Raw genomic sequence first — 21,130 nt, 5'->3', positions numbered from 1 at the left:
GGCTTTTCCGTGAGCACCGAAGCGTATGTGTACGACGCGATCCGCACCCCGCGCGGCCGGGGCAAGGCCAACGGCTCCCTGCACGGCACCAAGCCGATCGACCTCGTCGTCGGGCTGATCCACGAGATCCGGGGGCGCTTCCCCGACCTCGACCCGGCGGCGATCGACGACATCGTGCTCGGCGTGGTCGGCCCGGTCGGCGACCAGGGCTCCGACATCGCCCGGATCGCGGCGATCGCCGCCGGGCTGCCGGACACCGTCGCCGGCGTCCAGGAGAACCGCTTCTGTGCCTCGGGCCTGGAGGCGGTCAACCTGGCCGCCGCCAAGGTCCGTTCGGGCTGGGAGGACCTGGTGCTCGCGGGCGGCGTCGAGTCGATGTCGAGGGTGCCGATGGCCTCGGACGGCGGCGCCTGGTTCGCCGACCCGATGACCAACTTCGACACCAACTTCGCCCCGCAGGGCATCGGCGCCGACCTGATCGCCACGATCGAGGGCTTCTCGCGGCGCGATGTCGACGAGTACGCGGCGCTCTCCCAGGAGCGGGCCGCCGACGCGTGGAAGGACGGCCGCTTCGCCCGGTCCGTCGTCCCCGTCAAGGACCGCAACGGCCTGGTCGTCCTCGACCACGACGAGCACATGCGCCCCGGCACCACCGCCGACTCGCTCGCGGCCCTCAAGCCCTCGTTCGCCGCCATCGGCGAGATGGGCGGCTTCGACGCGGTGGCGCTCCAGAAGTACCACTGGGTGGAGAAGATCGACCACGTCCACCACGCGGGCAACTCCTCCGGCATCGTCGACGGCGCCGCCCTGGTCGCCATCGGCTCGCGCGAGGTCGGCGAGCGCTACGGCCTCACCCCGCGCGCCCGCATCGTCTCGGCGGCCGTCTCCGGCTCCGAGCCCACCATCATGCTGACCGGCCCCGCCCCCGCCACCCGCAAGGCGCTCGCCAAGGCCGGGCTCACCATCGACGACATCGACCTCGTCGAGATCAACGAGGCGTTCGCGGGCGTGGTGCTGCGCTTCGCCCGGGACATGGGCCTCTCGCTCGACAAGATCAACGTCAATGGCGGCGCCATCGCCATGGGCCACCCGCTGGGCGCCACCGGCGCGATGATCCTCGGCACGCTCGTCGACGAGCTGGAGCGCCGCGACCAGCGCTACGGCCTCGCCACGCTCTGCGTGGGCGGCGGCATGGGCATCGCCACCGTCGTCGAGCGTCTCTGACCGTCCTGTCCCGGCACCCCCTCATACGGAGATCTGAGCAATGACCGAAAGCACGACCATCCGCTGGCAACAGGACGAGACCGGCGTCGTCACCCTCGTCCTCGACGACCCCAACCAGTCCGCCAACACGATGAACCAGGCCTTCAAGGACTCCATCGCGGCGATCGCCGACCGCGCCGAGGCCGAGAAGGACTCCATCCGGGGCATCGTCTACACCTCCGCCAAGAAGACGTTCTTCGCGGGCGGCGACCTCAAGGACATGATCCAGGTCGGCCCCGAGAACGCCCAGCAGGCCTTCGACACCGGCACCGCCATCAAGCGCTCGCTGCGCCGCATCGAGACCCTGGGCAAGCCGGTCGTCGCCGCCATCAACGGCGCGGCGCTCGGCGGCGGTTACGAGATCGCCCTCGCCAGCCACCACCGCATCGCGCTCGACGCCCCCGGCTCCAAGATCGGCCTGCCCGAGGTGACGCTGGGCCTGCTCCCGGCGGGCGGCGGCGTGACCCGTACCGTACGGCTGATGGGCATCGCGGACGCGCTCCTGAAGGTGCTCCTCCAGGGCACCCAGTACTCCCCGCAGCGGGCCCTGGAGAACGGCCTGGTGCACGAGGTCGCGGCCACCCCCGAGGAGATGCTCGCCAAGGCGCGCGCCTTCATCGACGCCCACCCCGAATCCCAGCAGCCGTGGGACGTCAAGGGCTACCGGATCCCGGGCGGCACCCCGTCGAACCCGAAGTTCGCCGCCAACCTGCCCGCCTTCCCGGCCAACCTGAAGAAGCAGCTGAACGGCGCCCCCTACCCGGCCCCGCGCAACATCCTCGCGGCCGCCGTCGAGGGCTCCCAGGTCGACTTCGAGACCGCGCTGACCATCGAGGCGCGCTACTTCACCGAGCTGGTCACCGGCCAGACCGCGAAGAACATGATCCAGGCGTTCTTCTTCGACCTCCAGGCCGTCAACTCCGGCGCCAACCGCCCCAAGGGCATCGAGCCGCGCCCGGTCCGCAAGGTCGCCGTGCTCGGCGCGGGCATGATGGGCGCGGGCATCGCGTACTCATGCGCCCGGGCCGGCATCGAGGTCGTCCTCAAGGACGTCTCGCTGGAGGCCGCGCAGAAGGGCAAGGCGTACTCGGAGAAGCTCCTCGCCAAGGCGCTCTCGCGGGGCCGCACCACCGAGGCCGAGCGCGACGAGCTGCTGGCCCGGATCACCCCCACCGCCACCCCGCAGGACCTGGCGGGCTGCGACGCGGTGATCGAGGCGGTCTTCGAGAACACCGAGCTCAAGCACAAGGTGTTCCAGGAGATCCAGGACGTCGTCGAGCCGGACGCGCTGCTCTGCTCCAACACCTCGACCCTGCCGATCACCGGTCTCGCCGAGGGTGTCACGCGCCAGGCCGACTTCATCGGGCTGCACTTCTTCTCGCCCGTCGACAAGATGCCGCTCGTCGAGATCATCAAGGGCGAGCGCACCGGCGAGGAGGCGCTGGCCCGCGCCTTCGACCTGGTCCGCCAGATCAAGAAGACCCCGATCGTGGTCAACGACTCGCGCGGCTTCTTCACCTCGCGGGTCATCGGCCAGTTCATCAACGAGGGCGTCGCGATGCTCGGCGAGGGCGTCGAGCCCGCGTCGATCGAGCAGGCGGCGGGCCAGGCGGGCTACCCCGCCAAGGTGCTCTCGCTGATGGACGAGCTGACCCTCACCCTGCCCCGCAAGATCCGCGACGAGACGCGGCGCGCGGTCGAGGAGGCGGGCGGTGTCTGGCCCGGCCACCCGGCGGACGCGGTCATCGACCGCATGGTCGACGAGTTCGGCCGCCCCGGCCGCAGCGGCGGCGCGGGCTTCTACGAGTACGACGGCGACGGCAAGCGCGTCCGGCTCTGGCCGGGGCTGCGCGAGCACTTCGGCAAGCCCGGCGCGGACGTCCCCTTCGAGGACATGAAGGAGCGGATGCTCTTCGCGGAGTCGCTCGACACCGTCCGCCTCTTCGAGGAAGGCGTGCTCACCTCGGTCGCCGACGCCAACATCGGCTCCATCATGGGCATCGGCTTCCCGGCGTGGACCGGCGGCGTGATCCAGTACATCAACGGGTACGAGGGCGGGCTCCCCGGCTTCGTGGCCCGCGCCCGCGAGCTGGCCGAGCGCTACGGCGACCGGTTCCTGCCGCCCGCGCTGCTCGTGGCGAAGGCGGAGAAGGGCGAGAAGTTCACCGACGCGTGAGCGAAGGGGTGCGGGCGGGGGCCGGAGAGCCCCCGCCCGTCACTCCGACTCGGCGCGGAACGCCGCCCGCAGCTCCTCCTTGAGCGAGCGCTGGAACGCGGTGACCAGCGCCTGCACCACCATGGGCTGCATATGGGCCGACAGTGACCGCATCGCCGCCACGTGGTCGGGGTCCGACTCCCGCTCCCGGTACGGGTTCCACACCTCGTCCCGGAACAGCCGTGTCAGCTCGTGCGCGGCCGAGCGGGTGTGCTCCAGCAGCACGGTCCGCGCCGCCAGGATCGTCTCGTGCGCGATCGGCACGTCCAGGAGCTGCACCCCGAGCGCCAGCAGGCCCGGGTCGACCAGGAACGCGTCGGGCTTCGCCTCGGTCCGCTCAAGGACGCTCATCGCGGCCAGCCGGTCGATGTCGGTGTCGGACAGGGCCCGCCCGGCCCGCCGCTCCAGCTCGGCCCGGGTCGCCTCCTCGGCCGCGTCGGGGGCCCAGGAGGCCACCACGGCACGGTGGATGGCCAGGTCGTGGGCGCTGAGGTCGGGCGGCAGCTGCTCCAGATACCGCTCGATCGCGGCCAGCGTCATCCCGTGGTGCTGCAACTCCTCGATCAGCGCGAGGCGGGACAGATGCGCAGGGCCGTAGTGGCCGACGCGGCGCGGCCCGATCGCGGGCGGTGGCAGCAGGCCGCGCGTGCTGTAGAAACGGATGGTGCGCACGGTGACCCCGGCCCGCGCGGCCAGTTCGTCGACCGTCAGGGTCGGCTCCTCGGTCTCCGTCGCCATGGCGGTGCCTCGTTTCCCCGGGTGCGCGGACTGCGATGCAACAGTATTGCTGTCTCACCACTGTTGTCACCCACCCGGGGAACGGGCCGCCTCAGCGCATCAGCCGCCCGCGACCAGCGGGTAGTGGTCGGAGAGGTTGGTGTACGTGTAGCTCTTGCCCCAGCTGCTCACCGTCCAGGGCGCCGACTGCTCCTTGACGACGTTGTTGTTCCAGCCGGAGGGACGCGCGTGCCCCTGGAAGTGCAGCACGTAGTCGAGGTCCTCGCGCGCCTCGCCGGGGTAGCGGTAGGCGGCGATGGAGTTGTCGACGGTGTCGAACGAGTAGGTGTGGCCGGTGCGCGAGTCCGCCGCGACCAGACCGCCGTCGGTGAGCATCGAGGCGTACTCGGAGCTGTGCGAGTCGACGTTGAGGTCACCGGCGAGCATGACCTGCTCGTTCGCCGGGATGTTCTTGGCGTCCAGGAACGACTTGATCGCCTTGAGCTGGAGCGAGCGGTCCTTGGCGGCCTCGCCCGCGCCGCACCCGGAGTCGGTGGACTGCAGGTGGGTGCCCACGACGTGCACCTTGGTGCCGTTGACGTTCAGCACGACGTACGCGATGCCCTTGTTGGACCACCAGTCGGCGCCGCAGGCGTCCTTGAAGATCACCTGCTCCTTGCGGACGATCGGCCACTTGCTGAGCACGGTGACGCCGCCGTCCTCGGGGGTGGTCGAGGAGTACGAGCCGCTGGTGGCGTCCCAGCCGTCCTTGCTCCGGCCGACGACCGGCGTCTGGTACGGGTACTGGGCGGCGGCGTTCCGCTTCAGCGCGTCCGAGGTGGTGTTGTCGAACGCCTCCTGGAGGACGACGACGTCGTTGCCCTGGAAGAAGGAAGCGGCGGGTATCGCCTGCGCCCGGTGCTCCTGGCCCCAGTTCGGGTACAGGTTGGTGCTCATCATGAACGTGTTGTACGTCAGGACCTTCAGCTTGGGCGCGTCCGCCGAGGCGGTGTCGGCCGAGGCCGACGGGGCGGCGGCGGCCAGCGTGACGGCGGCGAGCGCGGTGGCGAGGGCCGCGCCGGGGACACGGCGAAGCGCGGAGTGCGGCACTGGAACTCCCGAGAGTGGAGTGGGGGGTTGGCCTGGCGGGCACATCAAACCAGCCACAGTTACTTCGGGGTAACCGTTCGGTGGCGCATTTCTTGCCGGGGTCGTAACTAGCGGGCGATCTTGGTGCGGCGGTGCCGGCTGTCAGGCCGGATGTCAGCCCGGATGACAGTGGGGAGAATGTGTCATCTGTTATCTGATATCCCTGAATACATGATCGAAAATCGTCAGCCGTCAGTCCCCACCCCGCCTCCGCCCGGCGGTGTCCTGTGGAGCCTCGCCGGCGACGTACGGATGCTGCTCACCCTGCCCGCCGCGCTCACCCTCCAGGTCGCGCACCCGGCCGTCGGCGCCGGGGTCGACGAGCACTCCGTGTTCCGGACCGACCCCTGGGGGCGCGGCGAGCGCTCCCTGCGCTCCCTACAGCTGTGGGTGTACGGCGGCGAGGCGGCCGCCGAGGAGGGGCGGCGGCTGCGCCGACTGCACCGGACCATCCAGGGCACCGACACCCGGGGCCGCCCGTACCACGCGCTGACCCCGGCCAACTACGCCTGGGTGCACGCCACCGGCTACCCCGTCTTCGCCCACTCCCAGAAGTATCTGAACCGCCCCCTCACCGAGGCCCAGGAGCGGCAGCTGTACGCCGAGTGGCTCCAGGTGGGGCGCATCCTGGGCATCCACGACCGGGACATGCCGCAGACGATCGAGGAGTTCTGGCCGTACTACCGCAAGATGCTGGGCGACGAGATCGCCTCGAACGCGGTCGTCGAGGAGCTGATCTCGGTCGACGCGAAGGTCCCGGCCCCCGACCGCGGCCCGCTGCCCGTCCGGCTGCTGCTCCGGCTGTGCTGGCCGGTGCTGCTGCCGCGCATATCCCGCTTCCGGCGGTTCGCGACCATCGGGTTCCTGCCGCCGGACGCGCGCGACGCGCTGGGCCTCGAGTGGACCGACGCGCAGGAGCGGAAGCTGCGCCGGTTCGGCCGCGTGGTGCGGGCCGTCGTGCCCGTACTGCCCGAGCGGCTGCGCTACCTCCCGCTCGCCCGGGAGGCAAGGGCGCGGCACAGACGCTGAAACGTCAGGCCGAGGACCGACGCACCAGCGCCGTCTCCGTGATCACCGGGGTCGGCGCGTCCGGCGCCCCCTCGGCCAGGCCCCGCAGCAGCAGCCGGGCCATCAGCCGGCCCATCCCCTCGATGTCCTGGCGGACCGTGGTCAGCGGCGGATCGGTCGTCTCGGCCACCCCGCGCATGTCGTCGAAGCCGACCAGGGCCACGTCCTCGGGCACCCGGCGCCCGTGCTCGCGCAGCACCCGCAGGGCGCCCGACGCCATCAGGTCGTTCGCGGCGAACACCGCGTCCAGGTCCGGGCGCCGCTCCATCAGCCGGGCCATCGCACGGGCCCCGCTCTCCGCCGTGAAGGCGCCCTCCTCGACCAGCTCGGGATCGGCGCCGGGCAGCACGTCGTGGAACCCGTCGAGCCGGTCCGTCGCCGACGTCTGGTCGCGCGGGCCCGCGATGTGGGCGATCCGGCTGCGGCCGAGCGCGAGCAGATGGCGTACGGCCTGCCGCGCGCCGCCCCGGTTGTCGGCGTCCACGTACGGGACGGGCCGCTCGCCCGGCGCCGTCGGCCAGCCAGGGCGGCCCCCGTACACCGTCGGCATCCCGGTCCTGCGGGCGATCGCGGGCAGCGGGTCGTCGGTGTGCAGCGAGAAGGCGAGCGCGCCGTCGACGTGGCCGCCCGCGAGATAGCGCGCGATCCGGTCGTAGTCGCCCGGCCCCTCCACCAGGAGCAGCACCAACTGGGTGTCGTGCGCGGTGAGTTCCCTGCTGATGCCCCGGATCTGCTGCGAGAAGAACGGGTCGGAGAAGATCCTGATCTCCGGCTCGGGGATGATCACGGCGACGGCGCCGGTGCGGCGGGTGACCAGCGTCCGGGCCGCGTGGTTGGGTACGTAACCCAGCTCCTCGACCGCCCGGCGCACCTTGTCGACGAGCGGCGGCCGCACCCCCGCACCGCCGTTGACGACCCGGGAGGCCGTGGCCCGCGAGACCCCGGCGTGCGCGGCGACGGCTTCCAGGGTGGGGCGGGCCCCGGGGTGCTGCACGGTCAAGGCGGGTGCTCCTCGTGCGCGGCGGTGGTTGCGGCGCACGGCGCTGCGCCGCGCCCAGCGTATCCGGCGGCCCCGGGGGAGACCCGGTGGGCGGGCGCGGGCTCCCCAGCCGCGCCCGCCCACCGGAGCCGTGCTCGCGTCAGTGACGGTCGTGGATCTCGTTCGTCGCCGCGATCTTCTTCCAGGACTTCGGCTGCGTCACCACCGAGCCGGCCGAACCGGCCACCAGCTTCGCCTTCTTGGCGGCCGGGGCGGCGGGCTTGACGGGCTGGTAGAGCCACGTGTCGAAGAGCCCGGCCAGCGGCTTGCCGGAGACCTTCTCCGCGTACTGCACGAAGTCGCCCACCTTGGCGTTGCCGTACTGGTGGGCCGCCGGCCAGCCCTTCAGGATCGTGAAGAACGTCTTGTCGCCGACCGCGTTGCGCAGCGCCTGGAGGGCGAGCCCGCCCCGGTCGTAGACGGCGAGGTCGAACTGGTTGTCCGCGCCCGGGTCGCCCGGCTTCACCTTCCAGAACGGGTCGTCGGCCGGGTGCTGCGCGTACACGTAGTCCGCGAGCTCCTGCGCGGTGCCCTCGCCCTCCTTCTCCGACCAGAGCCACTGGGCGTAGCGGGCGAAGCCCTCGTTGTTCCAGATGTCCTTCCAGCCGTTCACCGAGACGCTGTCGCCGTACCACTGGTGGGCCAGCTCGTGGACGACCACCGAGACGTTGGCGCCGTTCGCGAACTGCTTGGGGCTGTAGTACGGCCGCGTCTGGGTCTCAAGGGCGAAGCCGGAGGTCACGTTCGGCACGTAGCCGCCGACCGAGTTGAACGGATACGGTCCGAACACGTCACTCAGCCACTCGGTGACCTCCTTGGTGCGCTCGATGCTGGCCCGCGCGGCACCGTCGTTGTCGCCGAGGTCCTTGCTGTACGCGTTGATGACCGGCAGCCCGTTGGCCGTGGTGTCGGTCGTGATGTCGAACTTGCCGATCGCGAGCGTCGCCAGATAGGTGGCCTGCGGCTTGTTGGAGCGCCAGTTGTAGCGGGTCCAGCCCAGCTTGGAACTCTGCGACTGGAGCGTGCCGTTGCTGATCGCCTGGGTGCCGTCCGGCACCAGCACCGACACGTCGTAGGTGGCCTTGTCCAGCGGGTGGTCGTTGGACGGGAACCACCACACGGCCGAGTCGGGCTCCTGCGCCGCCACCCCGCCGTCCGGGGTGCGGTGCCAGGCGGTGTACCCGTCGATGCTCAGCTCGGACGGCTTGCCCGCGTACTTCACCACCACCGAGACCGACTTGCCCTTGGCCAGCGGCGCGGCCGGGGTGATCTCCAGCTCCTGGGTGCCGGTCTTGACGTACTTCGCCTTGGTGCCGTTGACCCTGACCTCGCTCACCGCGAGCCCGAAGTCCAGGTTGAAGCGGGAGAGGTTCTGCGTCGTGGTGGCCAGGATCGTCGCCGTGCCCTCCAGGAGGTCGGTGGCGGGCTGGTACTTCAGTCGCAGGTCGTAGTGGGAAACGTCGTAACCGCCATTGCCGCTGCTCGGGTAGTAGGGGTCGCCGATACCCGGGGCGCCCGGTGTGAAGTCGGTCGCGGATGCCGGGATCGCCAGCAGCAAGGACGCGGCGAGCACGCTCGGGGCGAGGATTCTGCGGTGCACGAGTGCTCCAAGTCGTCGGGGTGAACGATCTCTTCGGACCCTATTCAGCGCCCGCCCGGCAGGTCATGTCCATGGCCCCACCTGTCACACGATCGCCATTGCGCCGACATGTTGACCTGCTCGTCCAGGAGCACTTTCGGACCGTGCATGCCCCCTTTTGCACGGGAGTTGACGGGAGTACCGTCCGCCCATGCCGATTCCTGCGCGGTCCAGCCGCACAAGGTTCAGATCGCTCCGGTCGCCCGGTTGGGCGCGCCTGCTCGTGATGGCGGCCGCGGCCGCCCTGACGGCCCTGTTCCTCTCCCCGGCGGGCGCCCAGGCGGGCCGTGCCAGGGAGAGCACGCCCGTCTACTCGTACGAGAACGCGATACGCGAATCCGTCTGGGTCGACACCCGGCTCGACGAGGACGGCGACGGCAGGGGCGACCGGGTCGCCGTCGACATAGTCCGCCCCCGCGAGCCCGCCAGCCAGGGCCGCAAGGTTCCGGTCATCATGGACGCCTCGCCGTACTACTCCTGCTGCGGACGCGGCAACGAGCACCAGCTCAAGACGTACGACGCACAGGGCCGCGTCGTCCAGATGCCGCTCTTCTACGACAACTACTTCGTGCCCCGCGGCTACGCCTTCGTCGGCGTCGACCTGGCCGGAACCAATCGCTCGGACGGCTGTGTCGACATCGGCGGCCCGTCCGACATCCAGTCCGCCAAGGCGGTCGTCGACTGGCTCAACGGCCGCGCCCGCGCCTACACCACGCGGACCGGGAACCAGCGCGCGAGCGCGGGCTGGACCAACGGCCGCACCGGCATGATCGGCAAGAGCTGGGACGGCACCATAGCCAACGGCGTGGCCGCCACCGGCGTCGACGGCCTCAGGACGATCGTCCCGATCAGCGCCATCTCCTCCTGGTACGACTACTACTTCGCCAAGGGCGCCCCGCTCTACGACTCCGGGCCCGACTGGCTCTCCAACGCGGTCGAGAGCCCCGAGGCACAGGCCCACTGCGCCGCCGTGCAGAAGCGGCTCGTCGACGGGGCGCCGCGCACCGGCGACTGGACGCCGCTGTGGAGCGGGCGCGACTACGTGGCCGACGCGGGCGACGTCAAGGCGAGCGTCTTCGTGGTCCATGGCATGCAGGACCTGAACGTACGGACCAAGAACTTCGGCCAGTGGTGGGACGCGCTGGCGGCCCACGGCGTCGAGCGCAAGATCTGGCTCTCCCAGACCGGGCACGTCGACCCCTTCGACTACCGCCGCGCCGACTGGGTCGCCACCCTCCACAAGTGGTTCGACCACTACCTCCTCGGCTACGACAACGGCATAGAGCGCGCGCCGATGGCCGACATCGAGCGCCACCCCGACCAGTGGTCCACCGACCGCACCTGGCCCCCGGCCGGCACCCGTGACGCCGTGCTGCGCCCGGTCACCGGCTCCGCGCCCGGCGTCGGCGGCCTCGGCCTGAACCCGGCGCCCGCCGGAGCGACCGAGACGTTCACCGACAACCCGCAGCTGGACGAGGGAAGCTGGTCCGCGGCCGTCGACAGGTCCACTCCGGAGAAGGCCGGGTTCGTCACCCAGCCGCTCGGCGCCGACCTGCGCCTTTCCGGCTCCTCGAAGGTGACCGTCACCGCCACCCCGACCACCACCAGCGCCCACCTCTCGGCGGTCCTGGTCGACCTCGGCCCCGACACCATCCGCAACTACGGCGGCGACGGAGAGGGCATCCTCACCGGCACCGCCCGCACCTGCTGGGGCGACAGCACGGCCGGGGACAGCGCCTGCTACAAGGTGACATCGGCCGACACCAAGGCCGTCGACTACACCGTGTTCAGCCGCGGCTGGGCCGACCTCGGCAACTACGCGGGCGACACCGGGCAGCCGCTCACCCCGGGCAAGCCGTACACGATCACCCTCGACCTGCACGCCACCGACCACGTCGTTCCGGCCGGCCACCGCCTCGCGCTGATCGTCGCGGGCACCGACAAGGACCTCATCGACCCGCCCGCGAGCCGCCCCACCCTCACCCTCGACCTCGCCCGCACCTCGGCGAAGCTGCCGCTCCTCGGCGGTACGGGGGCGTTCTGGCGGGCCACGTCCACCACCCCGCACCGGATCGCGCCGAAGGTCCCGCACCCGGCCGGCGTCGAGGCCCCGCACCTGCTCCGCCCGGTCCCGGAGGCGCGATGAGAGCCCGCACCCTGCTCCTCGGCGTCACGGGCGCCGCGCTCGCCGTGCCCCTGGTGACCGTCCCGGCGCGGGCGACCGCGAGCCCGCCCCGTACCGGCTTCGAGGTGAGCGCCGGGGCGCGCTGGACCGGCGAGAGCGAGGAGCAGGACTTCCTCGCGGCCGTCGCCCAGGGCAGCGACCGGGCCTCGGTGCTGCGCATCGGCACCACCACCCAGGGCCGCCCGCTCCAGCTCGTCCGCGTCGGCACCGGGCACACCGCCCACCGCGTCCTGCTGGTGTGCAGCCAGCACGGCGACGAGCCGGCCGGCCGCGAGGCCTGTCTGGCCACCGTCCGCGACCTCGCCTACGCGAAGGACCGGGCGACCCGCCAACTCCTCGCACACACCACGCTCTACGTCGTGCCGACCGCCAACCCGGACGGCCGGGCCGCCGACAGCCGCGTCAACGCCGACGGCGTCGACATCAACCGCGACCACATCGCCCTCAAGACGCAGGAGGCCCGGGCCGTCGCCGCCGTGCTGCGCGACGAACAGCCCGACGTCGTCTACGACCTGCACGAGTACAGCGCCACGCCCAAGTACTACGACAAGGACCTGTTCGACCTGTGGCCGCGCAACCTCAACACCGCCCCGGCGGTGCACGAGGAGGCCCGGACGCTGTCGGGCGCGTACGTACGGGAGGCCGCCAAGGCGGACGGCTTCTCCACCGGCACCTACGGCATCTGGACCGACCCCGTCACCGGCGAGCCGGTCAAACAGGTCGCGGGCGACGGCCAGGAGCGGATCCTGCGCAACACGGCGGGTATCAAGCACGCCGTCGGCCTGCTCATCGAGAGCCGCGTGGACGCGGCGACCGATGCCGAGAAGGCCGACCCGGCGCTCAACAACCGGCGCCGGGTGGTCTCCCAGCTGAGCGGGCTGCGCGGACTGCTGAGCTTCACGGCCGAGCGCAGGGGCGCCGTCGAGGCGGCCACCACGGCCGCCCGGCTCGCCGGATACCGCGACCGCGGGCCGGTCTACCTAGGCGGAGCGGACAACGAACCCGCCAAACCCGAGCAGACCCTGACCGACCCGCCCTGCGGCTACCGCCTCACACCCGCCCAGTACGCCGAGGTGAAGGACCGGCTCGCCCTGCACGGCATCCGGGCGCGCCGGTCCGGCGACGGCGCGTTCGTCCCGCTGCGCCAGCCGCTGCGGGCGCTCGTGCCCCTGCTGCTCGACGCCCGTGCGCAGTACGGGCTGACGGCGGCCGAACCCGTGCCGCGCTGCTGAGGCAGCGCCCGCCGCAACGGGTTCTCACCGGAGGGGAGTGCGGGAGGCGGCCAGCGCGGCCGCCTCCCGCGCACACCCCCAGGCGACGGTCACCCCGGCGCCGCCGTGCCCGTAGTTGTGCACCAGCAGCCCGCCCGACGCGGTGGTCTCCGCCTCGATCCGCACCCCCGCGTCCCGCACCGGCCGCAGCCCCACCCGATGGGCGAGCACCCGCGCCCCGGCGATCTCGGGACGCACCCGCGCGCACCGCGCCACGATCTCCTCGGCCACGCGCGGGTCCGGGGCGAGGTCCCAGTCGTCGTCCTGCGCGGTGCCGCCGAGCAGCAGCCCGTAGGGCTGGGGGAAGAAGTAGGTCGTGTCGCTGGAGGAGTGGTCGACGGAGGTGTACCACTCGGTCACCCCGGGGTTCTCCACGACCACCAACTGGCCGCGCACCGGCCGCACCCCGGGGTCGGGAACGAGCGTACGGGCGCCCAGACCCGTGCAGTTGACCACGACAGGCGCGTCGGGCAACCCGTCGAGCTCGCGTATCTCCACGGTCCCGCCCGCCGCCTCCAGACGCCCCCGCAGCCACGCCAGGTGCACCGGCATGTCGATCAGCGGTATCCGGGCGCGCACCCCGTCCGAAGACTCGCCCAGCCCGGCCACCCCGGCCGCCCACGGCCCCAGTTCGGCGAGGTTCAGGCCAGACTGCAGCCCCTCGACGAGGCGCACCCCGGTCCGCCCGGGATCGGCGGCCAACTCCTCGTACACCCGCAGGGAGGCCAGCGCCCAGTCGCCGACCCGCCCGGCGGGCTCGATGCGGTACGGCCACCACAGCGCCCCCGCCACCGCCGACGTCGTCTCCCCGACCGGATCCCGGCTCCACACCCGCACCTGGCGGTCCGACTCCGCCAGGACCACCGCCGTGGTCAGCCCGATCACTCCGCCACCCAGCACGATCATCTGCTCGCTCATGGCGGGACGGTAGCGGAATGGGTGACCCCGTGCTCGGAACAGCCGCAGATGGGAATACTCAGGACATGTCTGCCGCGTACGCGACCTTCGCACTCGCCCCCGCGATGCGGGCAGGCGACGTGGCGGGGGCCGGCTCTCCCCAGCTGCACCGCGACTTCATGGACTTCGTCGTCGACGGCCGGCCGCTGCTGCTCCAACTCGCCGACCTCGACGCCGTCTCCCCGCTCGCGGCGGACGTGCCGCCCGCCATCCTCGGCGCCCAGGTGCGCAGCCTCCTCCTGGAGACCGAACCGCCGCTCGCCGACGGGCGGTACGTGGTCTATGCCTGCCCGGAGTGCGAGGACCTGGCGTGCGGCGCGGTCACCGCGGTCATCGAGCGCTCCGGCGACGACATCATCTGGCGGGACTTCGCCTGGCAGACCGGGCCCGTGCCCGATCTGCCGCTCAACGGCTACCACGGGATAGGGCCGTTCCGCTTCCGCGCCGAGGAGTACAGAGCCGCCTTGGAGCGGCTGCTCTGCGACGAGCCGCCCCGGCGCCGGGTCCTGCTGGTGGGGGCCCGCGCGGCCGTCCTCGGCAAGCTCGCGGCGGCCCTGCGCTCGATCGGCATCGGCGCGGACATCGCCCACGACGTGACCGAGGCGGTTCCCGAGGAGCTCGCCACCTACGGCGCGGTCGCCTTCGGCCGCGCGGTCCCGGAGGCCGAACGCGCGGCGGTGCGCGCCGCGTTCGGCCGCGCCCACACGCACCCCGTGTACGTGACGGGCCTGGCCCCCATCACCCCGCTCCTGGTGGCCCAGCTGGAACAGGCCCTGGACCGCACCCCGCCGGGCCAGCGCCGGCTCACCTACCTCTCCGCGTCCCCGGAGGAGGCCCGGCTCGCGGTCGGCGCGACCTGCCGGGTGCGGCTCACCGCGTACCGCCTGGACCGGCTGCACCGCGTGCACACCCAGGAGGTCCTGGACGCGGTCCTCGACCCCGGCCCGCACCGCATCCCGCTGGACGAGCGCGCCCTGCGCGGAGAGGCCTTCCTGGTGGCGCGCACGACGGGCGGAGTGATCACGGCGGCGGTGGTGCGCTGAAACGGTCCGCTGGGGCGACCTGCGGAATCGGTCCGCAGTGTGCGGGCGGACCGGGCCCCGGCGGATATTCGTCGGCCGGTGTCAGCGCACCCCAGTAGGATCTATGTCCTCATGACTGCCACTCTCGTCGCCAAGGACCTCGCCGCCGGCCACGGCGACCGCACGCTCTTCGCCGGGCTCGACCTCGTCGTCGCCCCCGGCGACGTCATCGGCCTCGTCGGGGCGAACGGGGCGGGGAAGTCCTCCCTGCTCCGGCTGCTCGCCGGACTCGACACGCCGGAGGACGGCGAGCTGAAGCTCTCGCCGCCCGGCGCCACCGTGGGCCACCTGCCGCAGGAGCCGGACCGGCGCCCCGGCGAGACCGTGCGCGCCTTCCTCGCCCGCCGCACCGGCGTGGCGGCCGCCCAGGAGGCCATGGACGCGGCCACCCAGGCCCTGGTCGACGGAGCCCCCGGCAGCGACGACGCGTACGCGGAGAGCCTGGAGCGCTGGCTCGACCTCGGCGGCGCCGACCTGGACGAGCGCGCCGAGGAGGTCGCGGCCACCCTCGGCCTCACCATCGGCCTCGACCAGCCGATGACGGCCCTCTCCGGCGGCCAGGCCGCCCGCGCGGGACTGGCCTCGCTGCTGCTGTCGCGGTACGACGTGTTCCTGCTCGACGAGCCCACCAACGACCTCGACCTCGACGGTCTGGAGCGCCTCGAGTCCTTCGTCAAAGGCCTGCGCGCGGGCACGGTCGTGGTCAGCCACGACCGCGAGTTCCTCACCCGCACGGTCACCAAGGTGCTCGAACTCGACCTCGCGCAGCAGCAGATCACGCTCTACGGCGGCGGCTACGAGGCGTATCTGGAAGAGCGCGCCACCGCCCGCAGGCACGCCCGCGAGGACTACGAGGAGTACGCGGACAAGCGCTCGGCCCTGGAGAGCCGGGCCCTGATGCAGCGCGGCTGGATGGACAAGGGCGTCAAGAACGCCCGCCGCAAGGCGGGCGACAACGACAAGATCGGCCGGAAGTTCCGCAGCGACGCCAGCGAGAAGCAGGCCTCCAAGGCCCGCCAGACCCAGCGCATGATCGAGCGCCTGGACGTCGTCGACGAGCCCCGCAAGGAGTGGGAGCTCCGGATGGAGATCGCGGCCGCGCCGCGCTCCGGGGCGGTCGTCGCCACCCTCAGCCAGGCCGAGATCCGGCGCGGCGACTACACCTTCGGCCCCGCGACCCTCCAGATCGACTGGGCCGACCGCGTGGCGATCACCGGCGCCAACGGCTCCGGCAAGTCCACCCTGCTCGCCGCCCTGCTCGGCCGCCTCCAGCTCGACGCCGGGCGGGCGACGCTCGGCTCCGGCGTGATCGTCGGCGAGGTCGACCAGGCCCGGGGCCTCTTCGTCGGCGAGGAGGCCCTACTGGAAGCGTTCTGCGCGGCCGTGCCCGACACCGAGCCGGCCGAGGTGCGCACGCTCCTCGCCAAGTTCGGCCTGCGGGCCGACCACGTGCTGCGCCCCGCCGCCTCGCTCTCGCCCGGCGAGCGCACCCGGGCCGCGCTCGCGCTGCTCCAGGGCCGGGGCGTCAACCTGCTCGTCCTCGACGAGCCGACCAACCACCTCGACCTCCCGGCGATCGAGCAGCTGGAGTCCGCCCTCGACTCGTACACCGGCACGCTGCTCCTGGTCACCCACGACCGCCGGATGCTGGACGCGGTGCACACGACCCGGCGCATCGAGGTCGCCGACGGCAAGGTGACGGAGCTGAGCTGACCGTGCGCTGACGCGACCGGTTGTGCGCCGGGACGCGCCCGCGTTACGTGAGCGGCGGCCGGTGCGCGCGTACGGTGAGCGGGTGGACCGCGAGCGCGACCGACTGCAGGCCGTTCTGGAGGCGCTGCCCCGGGCGGCGATCGTGCAAGGCGGCGACGAGCACGTGGTCGCCGTCAACCGCCGCTTCGTGGAGATGTTCGGCCTGGCCGGACGGGTGTCGTACGAGCCAGGGGCCCCGCTCGGACCGGTGGTCGAGGCGGTCTGCGACACCTTCGCGGACCGCCCCGCCTGGGTCGTCGAGACCACCCACACGATCGCCGCCCGCCGTATCCACCGCGCCGCCGAGATCGACCTCACCGACGGCCGGGTCATCCGCCGCGACGTCGAGCCGCTCTACGACTCGGGCGGGCGGCCCTTCGGGTCGCTGTGGACCGCCGAGGACATCACCGAGGACAAGCGCCGGGAGCACGCGCTGCGGCGGGACAACGAGGCGCTGGCGGAGCTGGCCCGCCAGCGCAACGAGTTCCTCGCCTCCGCGTCGCACAACCTCCGCACCCCGCTGACCTCCATCATCAGCTTCTGCGACCTGCTCGCGGACCCGGCGTCGGGCCCCCTGGACGCGGACCGGCTGGACTTCCTGGACGCGATCCGCCGCAACGCGCGGCGGATGGCGACCGTGATCACCACGCTGCTCGACACCACCCGGATGCGCGAGCCCCAACTGCGCCTGGAGTTCGGCGAGGTGGACATCGCGCGGATGCTGGAGCACGCGGTGCACGACCGCATGTCGACACTGACGGAAGCGGGCCTGTTCACGGTCCTCTCCTGCGAGCCGGGCCCACCGCTGTACGGCGACGAGCACCGCCTCGAACACGTCCTGGCGAACCTCCTGGAGAACGCGGCCAAGTTCACGCCACCGGGCGGGGCGGTGGGGATCGACGCGGCGCCGGAGGGCGAGGGCTGGCGCATCACGGTCTCGGACACGGGGATCGGCGTGCCGGAGGCGTACCGGGAGGAGATCTTCTCCGGTTTCGTACGGGCCCCCAACGCCGAGAGCGGCGGCTTCCCCGGCACCGGTCTCGGCCTCACCTTCAGCCGGGACATCGTGCGCCGCCACGGCGGTGACCTCACCGTCTCGGACGCGCCCGGCGGGGGAGCGGTCTTCACCCTGCGCCTGCCGGTGGCCGGGCCCGGGCGCGGCGGGGAGGAGCCGTGACGCGGATCCTGGTCGTCGAGGACGACCCGGACGTGGCGACGGCGCTGCGGGTGCTGCTGACCAGGGCCGGGTACGAGGTGGTGGCCGCCGCCGACGGCCGCGAGGGCCTGCGCCGCCTCTTCGCCGACGGCCCCGACCTGATGCTGCTCGACATCGGCCTGCCCGGCCTCGACGGCTGGCAGGTCCTGGAACGCACTCGGGACATGACCGACCTGCCCGTCCTGCTCCTCACCGCACGCGGCGCCGAGAGCGACCGGGTGCGGGGGCTGCGGGCCGGGGCCGACGACTACCTGCCCAAGCCGTTCGGCAACGACGAACTCCTCGCCAGGGTCGAGGCCCTGCTCCGCCGGGCCGCCCCCGCGCGCTGGGCGGGCGCCGCCCACGACGACGCCCTGCGCCTGGTCCCCGAACGCCGCGCGGCCCTCTGGCACGGCGAGGAGGTCCGCCTCAGCGACATCGAATACCGCCTCCTCCAACTCCTGGTCCGCAACCGAGGCCGAGTGGTCACCACGGACCAGCTCCTCGACCAGGTCTGGGACGACCCCCAGGGCATCGGCCGCGACCGGGTGAAGTTCGCGGTACTGAGACTGCGCCGGAAGCTGCAGCAGGCGGCGGGCGAGGGGGAGGGGGATCCGATCGAGGCGGTGCGGGGGATGGGGTATCGATATCGGGGGGAGACGGGGGTCTGAGGCTTCCCACCCGGGAGGGGCGGGGTGGGGGCCAAAGGTCCCGCCCGCCCGGGGCCGAACGTCCCGAACCCCCACACCGCAACCGTCGGGCAACCAACCGCCACCACCCCCCGCAACGCTCCCCGGCCACGCTCATGGACGTCCCGCCCGGCCGTCCCAGGAGCCCCCGTGCCCACCCACCTGCCACCCCGCAGCATCGCCCTCGTCCTCGGCACCCGCCCCGAGCTGGTCAAGCTCACCGAGCTGATCCGCCTCCTCGGACCCGCCGCGCACGTCGTGCACACGGGCCAGCACTACGACGAGGAGCTCTCCGGCCGGTTCCTCACCGACCTCGGCATACCCGAGCCGACCTACCTCACCGGCATCGGCGGCCACCCCCGCGCCGTCCAGATCTCGGCGGCCCTGGCCCAGCTCGACGCGCTGTTCCTGGCGGAGCCGCCGCTCGCCGTGGTCGTCCAGGGCGACACCAACGCCGCACTCGCCGGTGCCCTCGCCGCCAACGCCCGGTCGGTCCCGCTCGTCCACGTCGAGGCGGGGCTGCGCAGCCACGACCGGAACATGCCGGAGGAGCACAACCGGGTCCTGATCGACCGGCTCGCCGACGTCCTGTGCGCGGCGACGCCGGAGAACCGCGACAACCTGCTGGCCGAGGGCGTGGCCCCGGAGCTCGTGGAGATCACCGGCAACACGGTGGTCGAGGCGGTCCACAGCCAGCTGCCGGACGCCGACGAGCGCTCCGCGCACCTGGATGAGCTGGGCCTCACCCCGGACGGCTACGTCCTGGCCACGGTCCACCGCCCCGAGAACACCGACGACCCGGCGGCCCTGCGCGCGATCCTCACGGAGCTGGCCGCGCTGGCGGCCGACGTGCCGGTGGTGCTGCCGCTGCACCCGCGTACCCGGGCGTGCGTCGAGGCGGCGGGGCTCGCCGCGCTGCTCGCGCCACTGCGGGTGACCCGTCCGCTCGGGTACCGCGACTTCCTCGCCCTGGCGCGGCACGCGGCGCTGCTCGTCTCCGACTCCGGGGGCGTCCAGGAGGAGGTCACCGTGTTGGGGCGGCCGCTGGTGGTCGTCCGCAACTCCACGGAGCGGCCGGAGGCGATGGCCGACTTCGCGACGCTGGTGGCGCCTGGCCCCGCGCTCGGGCGTGCCGCGCGGGACGGGCTGGCCCTGGGTACGGCGGGCCGCGCCCGGCTCGCGGCACTGCCGAGCCCGTTCGGCGACGGGCTCGCGTCGCGCCGGATCGTGGGGCTGCTGTCGGAACTGGCCGTGATGCCGTACGGGGCGGCGGCGTAGCACTTCACCGACGCGGTCGCTCGCGGCGCAGTTCCCCGCGCCCCTTATGGGGCCGGAAGTGCCGCCGGTCGGCTGCGGGTCGTCGCTGGCTGGCCGCGCGGTTCCCCGCGCCCCTTAGAGGCCGAAGGCCGTCCGTCGGCTGGTCGCGCCGTTCCCCGCGTCCCTGAAGGGCCGCCCCCCAACTCACCGAAAGCCCCCCATGTTCGACAGCCTCCTCATCCTCCTCTTCCCCTTCGTCCTCCTCACCTGCTTCCTCCTCTACTGGGCCGGAGCCCGGCACGCCTACCTCAACCGGCCGCGTGCCGAGGCCGGGGACCCCGCCGCTCTCGAATGGCACTTCTTCGTGCCGTGTCGGGACGAGGAGGCCGTCGTGGGGGCCACCGTTTCGCAGCTCCGGGCCGATTTTCCGGCCGCGCACGTGTGGGTCGTCGACGACGACAGTGACGACCGGACCGGGCTGATCGTCGCCGCCCTGGCGGAGGACGACCGCCGCGTCCATCTCGTACGTCGAATACGCCCCGACGCCCGCACCGGCAAGGGCGACGCGCTGAACGCCGCGTACGACCAGCTCGGGGAGTTCCTGCCGGCGGGCGCCGACCGCGACCGGGTCGTGGTGTGCGTCGTGGACGCCGACGGGCGGCTCGACCCGCGCGCCCTCGAACTGGTCTCGGGCCCGGCCGCGTTCGGCGACCCGGAGATCGGCGGGGTGCAGGTCAGCGTGCGGATGCGCAACGTGGACGACCCCCGCCCGCTGCCCGAGCGCGGCCGGGTCGCCAACGCCTTCGCGCGGCTCCTCGTCCGCGTCCAGGACATGGAGTTCGCCGTCTCCAACGCCGGGATGCAGCTGCTGCGCGGCCGTACCGGCTCGGTCGGCCTGGGCGGCAACGGCCAGTTCACCCGGCTCTCCGCGCTCGACCGGATCGCCGACGCCGAACGCCGCCCGTGGCAGCGCGGCGCGCTCCTGGAGGACTACGAGCTCGGCCTGCACATGATCCTCGCGGGCTTCCGCATCACGCACATCGCCGACACCTGGGTCTCCCAGGAAGGCCTGCCGCACGCCCGCCGACTGCTCACCCAGCGCACCCGCTGGGCCCAGGGCAACCTCCAGTGCGTGCGCTACGCCCCACGCATCGTCTCGTCCCGCCACTACAGCGGCCGGGGCGTCCTGGAGACGCTGTACACGTTCTGCCAGCCGGTCGCGCATCTGCTGACGCTCGCGCTGAGCGCGGCGATGCTGGTCCTGGGCGGCATCGGCTCACTCACCCTGTGGCCGCTCATGCTGGTGCTCGCGGCCCTGGCCATCGGCCCGTTCGTCCTGTGGGGCCCGGTCTACCGCCGCGACCACGCCCCCGACGCCTCCCGCCTCACGGCGGTCCTGTGGGGCGTGGCCCTCTGGCTGTACGCCTACCACCTCTTCGTGGTCTCGGCCCGCGCCTTCATCCGCATGACCCGAGGCCGCAACGGCTGGGCAAAGACACGAAGGAACGCGGAACCTGTCACAACGGGCCCGGTGGCCCTGGAGGGCTAGCAACCCCCCTCCGGAGGAGCTGTGGGCAATCGTGCCGCTAAGGGCGATGGGGGTCCCCCCTGCTCGAGCGAAGCCGAGAGCTTGGGGGAGGGTGGGCACAGCG

16 protein-coding genes are annotated in these 21,130 nt (G+C 72.6%); 11 read left to right on the top strand and 5 right to left on the bottom strand.

Annotated elements, in window-relative coordinates; translation table 11 throughout:
* Positions 1–9 precede the first annotated feature (9 nt).
* Positions 10–1,224, top strand: a complete 1,215-nt coding sequence (locus IE252_RS18690) for an acetyl-CoA C-acetyltransferase (RefSeq protein WP_190090578.1) — start codon at positions 10–12, stop codon at positions 1,222–1,224.
* Between the two features lie 40 nt (positions 1,225–1,264).
* Positions 1,265–3,439 carry a 3-hydroxyacyl-CoA dehydrogenase NAD-binding domain-containing protein gene (locus tag IE252_RS18685; protein ID WP_190090577.1) on the top strand — a complete coding sequence of 725 codons (2,175 nt, stop codon included), beginning with the start codon at positions 1,265–1,267 and terminating at the stop codon, positions 3,437–3,439.
* A 39-nt stretch (positions 3,440–3,478) separates the two neighbouring features.
* Here the strand turns inward: IE252_RS18685 and IE252_RS18680 are convergent, their stop codons facing one another.
* A complete protein-coding gene (locus IE252_RS18680) occupies positions 3,479–4,216 on the bottom strand; it encodes a MerR family transcriptional regulator (RefSeq protein ID WP_190090576.1) in 738 nt (245 codons plus the stop codon).
* A 99-nt stretch (positions 4,217–4,315) separates the two neighbouring features.
* A complete protein-coding gene (sph, locus tag IE252_RS18675) occupies positions 4,316–5,305 on the bottom strand; it encodes a sphingomyelin phosphodiesterase (protein WP_190090575.1) in 990 nt (329 codons plus the stop codon).
* A gap of 210 nt (positions 5,306–5,515) precedes the next feature.
* Between sph and IE252_RS18670 the strand changes: the two genes are divergently transcribed.
* Positions 5,516–6,373: an oxygenase MpaB family protein gene (locus IE252_RS18670; RefSeq protein WP_190090574.1), complete on the top strand. Its 858-nt coding sequence runs from the start codon at positions 5,516–5,518 to the stop codon at positions 6,371–6,373.
* 4 nt (positions 6,374–6,377) lie between these two features.
* Here IE252_RS18670 and IE252_RS18665 read toward each other — a convergent pair whose 3' ends face one another.
* Positions 6,378–7,412 (bottom strand): LacI family DNA-binding transcriptional regulator, encoded by a 1,035-nt coding sequence (locus IE252_RS18665; protein WP_190090573.1) that lies wholly within the window; start codon positions 7,410–7,412, stop codon positions 6,378–6,380.
* Between the two features lie 139 nt (positions 7,413–7,551).
* On the bottom strand, positions 7,552–9,051 hold the full coding sequence (locus IE252_RS18660) for a M1 family metallopeptidase (RefSeq protein WP_190090572.1): 1,500 nt from the start codon (positions 9,049–9,051) through the stop codon (positions 7,552–7,554).
* 190 nt (positions 9,052–9,241) lie between these two features.
* On the opposite strand from IE252_RS18660, the gene IE252_RS18655 reads away from it, so the two are divergent.
* Positions 9,242–11,236: a Xaa-Pro dipeptidyl-peptidase gene (locus tag IE252_RS18655; RefSeq protein WP_190090571.1), complete on the top strand. Its 1,995-nt coding sequence runs from the start codon at positions 9,242–9,244 to the stop codon at positions 11,234–11,236.
* Positions 11,233–12,507 (top strand): M14 family metallopeptidase, encoded by a 1,275-nt coding sequence (locus IE252_RS18650; protein ID WP_190090570.1) that lies wholly within the window; start codon positions 11,233–11,235, stop codon positions 12,505–12,507. The genes IE252_RS18655 and IE252_RS18650 overlap by 4 nt, the downstream gene beginning before the upstream one ends.
* Before the next feature lie 24 nt (positions 12,508–12,531).
* On the opposite strand, the gene IE252_RS18645 is transcribed toward IE252_RS18650, so the two are convergent.
* On the bottom strand, positions 12,532–13,464 hold the full coding sequence (locus IE252_RS18645; protein ID WP_229848558.1) for an FAD-dependent oxidoreductase: 933 nt from the start codon (positions 13,462–13,464) through the stop codon (positions 12,532–12,534).
* Positions 13,465–13,529: 65 nt separating this feature from the next.
* On the opposite strand from IE252_RS18645, the gene IE252_RS18640 reads away from it, so the two are divergent.
* The 6 genes from IE252_RS18640 (at position 13,530) to IE252_RS18615 (ending at position 21,027) form a co-directional block, all read left to right on the top strand.
* Positions 13,530–14,546, top strand: coding sequence for an oxidoreductase (locus IE252_RS18640; protein WP_190090569.1), 1,017 nt, complete (start codon positions 13,530–13,532; stop codon positions 14,544–14,546).
* A 111-nt stretch (positions 14,547–14,657) separates the two neighbouring features.
* Complete coding sequence (locus tag IE252_RS18635) at positions 14,658–16,298, top strand: ABC-F family ATP-binding cassette domain-containing protein (RefSeq protein ID WP_190090568.1); 1,641 nt, start codon at positions 14,658–14,660, stop codon at positions 16,296–16,298.
* Between the two features lie 82 nt (positions 16,299–16,380).
* Entirely contained in the window at positions 16,381–17,514 is a 1,134-nt protein-coding gene (locus IE252_RS18630) for a PAS domain-containing sensor histidine kinase (RefSeq protein ID WP_229848556.1), read from the top strand.
* The gene (locus IE252_RS18625; protein WP_190090566.1) at positions 17,511–18,203 is read left to right on the top strand and encodes a response regulator transcription factor; all 693 of its coding nucleotides are present in this window, start codon (positions 17,511–17,513) and stop codon (positions 18,201–18,203) included. The genes IE252_RS18630 and IE252_RS18625 overlap by 4 nt, the downstream gene beginning before the upstream one ends.
* Before the next feature lie 168 nt (positions 18,204–18,371).
* Positions 18,372–19,499, top strand: coding sequence for a non-hydrolyzing UDP-N-acetylglucosamine 2-epimerase (gene wecB / locus IE252_RS18620; protein WP_229848554.1), 1,128 nt, complete (start codon positions 18,372–18,374; stop codon positions 19,497–19,499).
* Between the two features lie 199 nt (positions 19,500–19,698).
* Positions 19,699–21,027: an XrtP-associated glycosyltransferase gene (locus tag IE252_RS18615; RefSeq protein ID WP_190090565.1), complete on the top strand. Its 1,329-nt coding sequence runs from the start codon at positions 19,699–19,701 to the stop codon at positions 21,025–21,027.
* Positions 21,028–21,130: the final 103 nt, after the last annotated feature.

The sequence above is a fragment of the Streptomyces melanogenes genome (assembly GCF_014649795.1).
Taxonomy (GTDB): Bacteria; Actinomycetota; Actinomycetes; order Streptomycetales; family Streptomycetaceae; genus Streptomyces; species Streptomyces noboritoensis.
The sequence above is the reverse complement of the archived record's forward strand: the minus strand, read 5'-3'. Positions and strand labels throughout refer to the sequence as shown.

Excerpts from the sequence above, each read along its gene's own strand:
- IE252_RS18685 (WP_190090577.1), top strand. The coding sequence starts at position 1,265 with ATGACCGAAAGCACGACCATCCGCTGGCAACAGGACGAGACCGGCGTC.
- IE252_RS18680 (WP_190090576.1), bottom strand. The coding sequence starts at position 4,216 with ATGGCGACGGAGACCGAGGAGCCGACCCTGACGGTCGACGAACTGGCC.
- IE252_RS18670 (WP_190090574.1), top strand. The coding sequence starts at position 5,516 with ATGATCGAAAATCGTCAGCCGTCAGTCCCCACCCCGCCTCCGCCCGGC.
- IE252_RS18655 (WP_190090571.1), top strand. The coding sequence starts at position 9,242 with ATGCCGATTCCTGCGCGGTCCAGCCGCACAAGGTTCAGATCGCTCCGG.
- IE252_RS18650 (WP_190090570.1), top strand. The coding sequence starts at position 11,233 with ATGAGAGCCCGCACCCTGCTCCTCGGCGTCACGGGCGCCGCGCTCGCC.
- IE252_RS18645 (WP_229848558.1), bottom strand. The coding sequence starts at position 13,464 with ATGAGCGAGCAGATGATCGTGCTGGGTGGCGGAGTGATCGGGCTGACC.
- IE252_RS18640 (WP_190090569.1), top strand. The coding sequence starts at position 13,530 with ATGTCTGCCGCGTACGCGACCTTCGCACTCGCCCCCGCGATGCGGGCA.
- IE252_RS18635 (WP_190090568.1), top strand. The coding sequence starts at position 14,658 with ATGACTGCCACTCTCGTCGCCAAGGACCTCGCCGCCGGCCACGGCGAC.
- IE252_RS18615 (WP_190090565.1), top strand. The coding sequence starts at position 19,699 with ATGTTCGACAGCCTCCTCATCCTCCTCTTCCCCTTCGTCCTCCTCACC.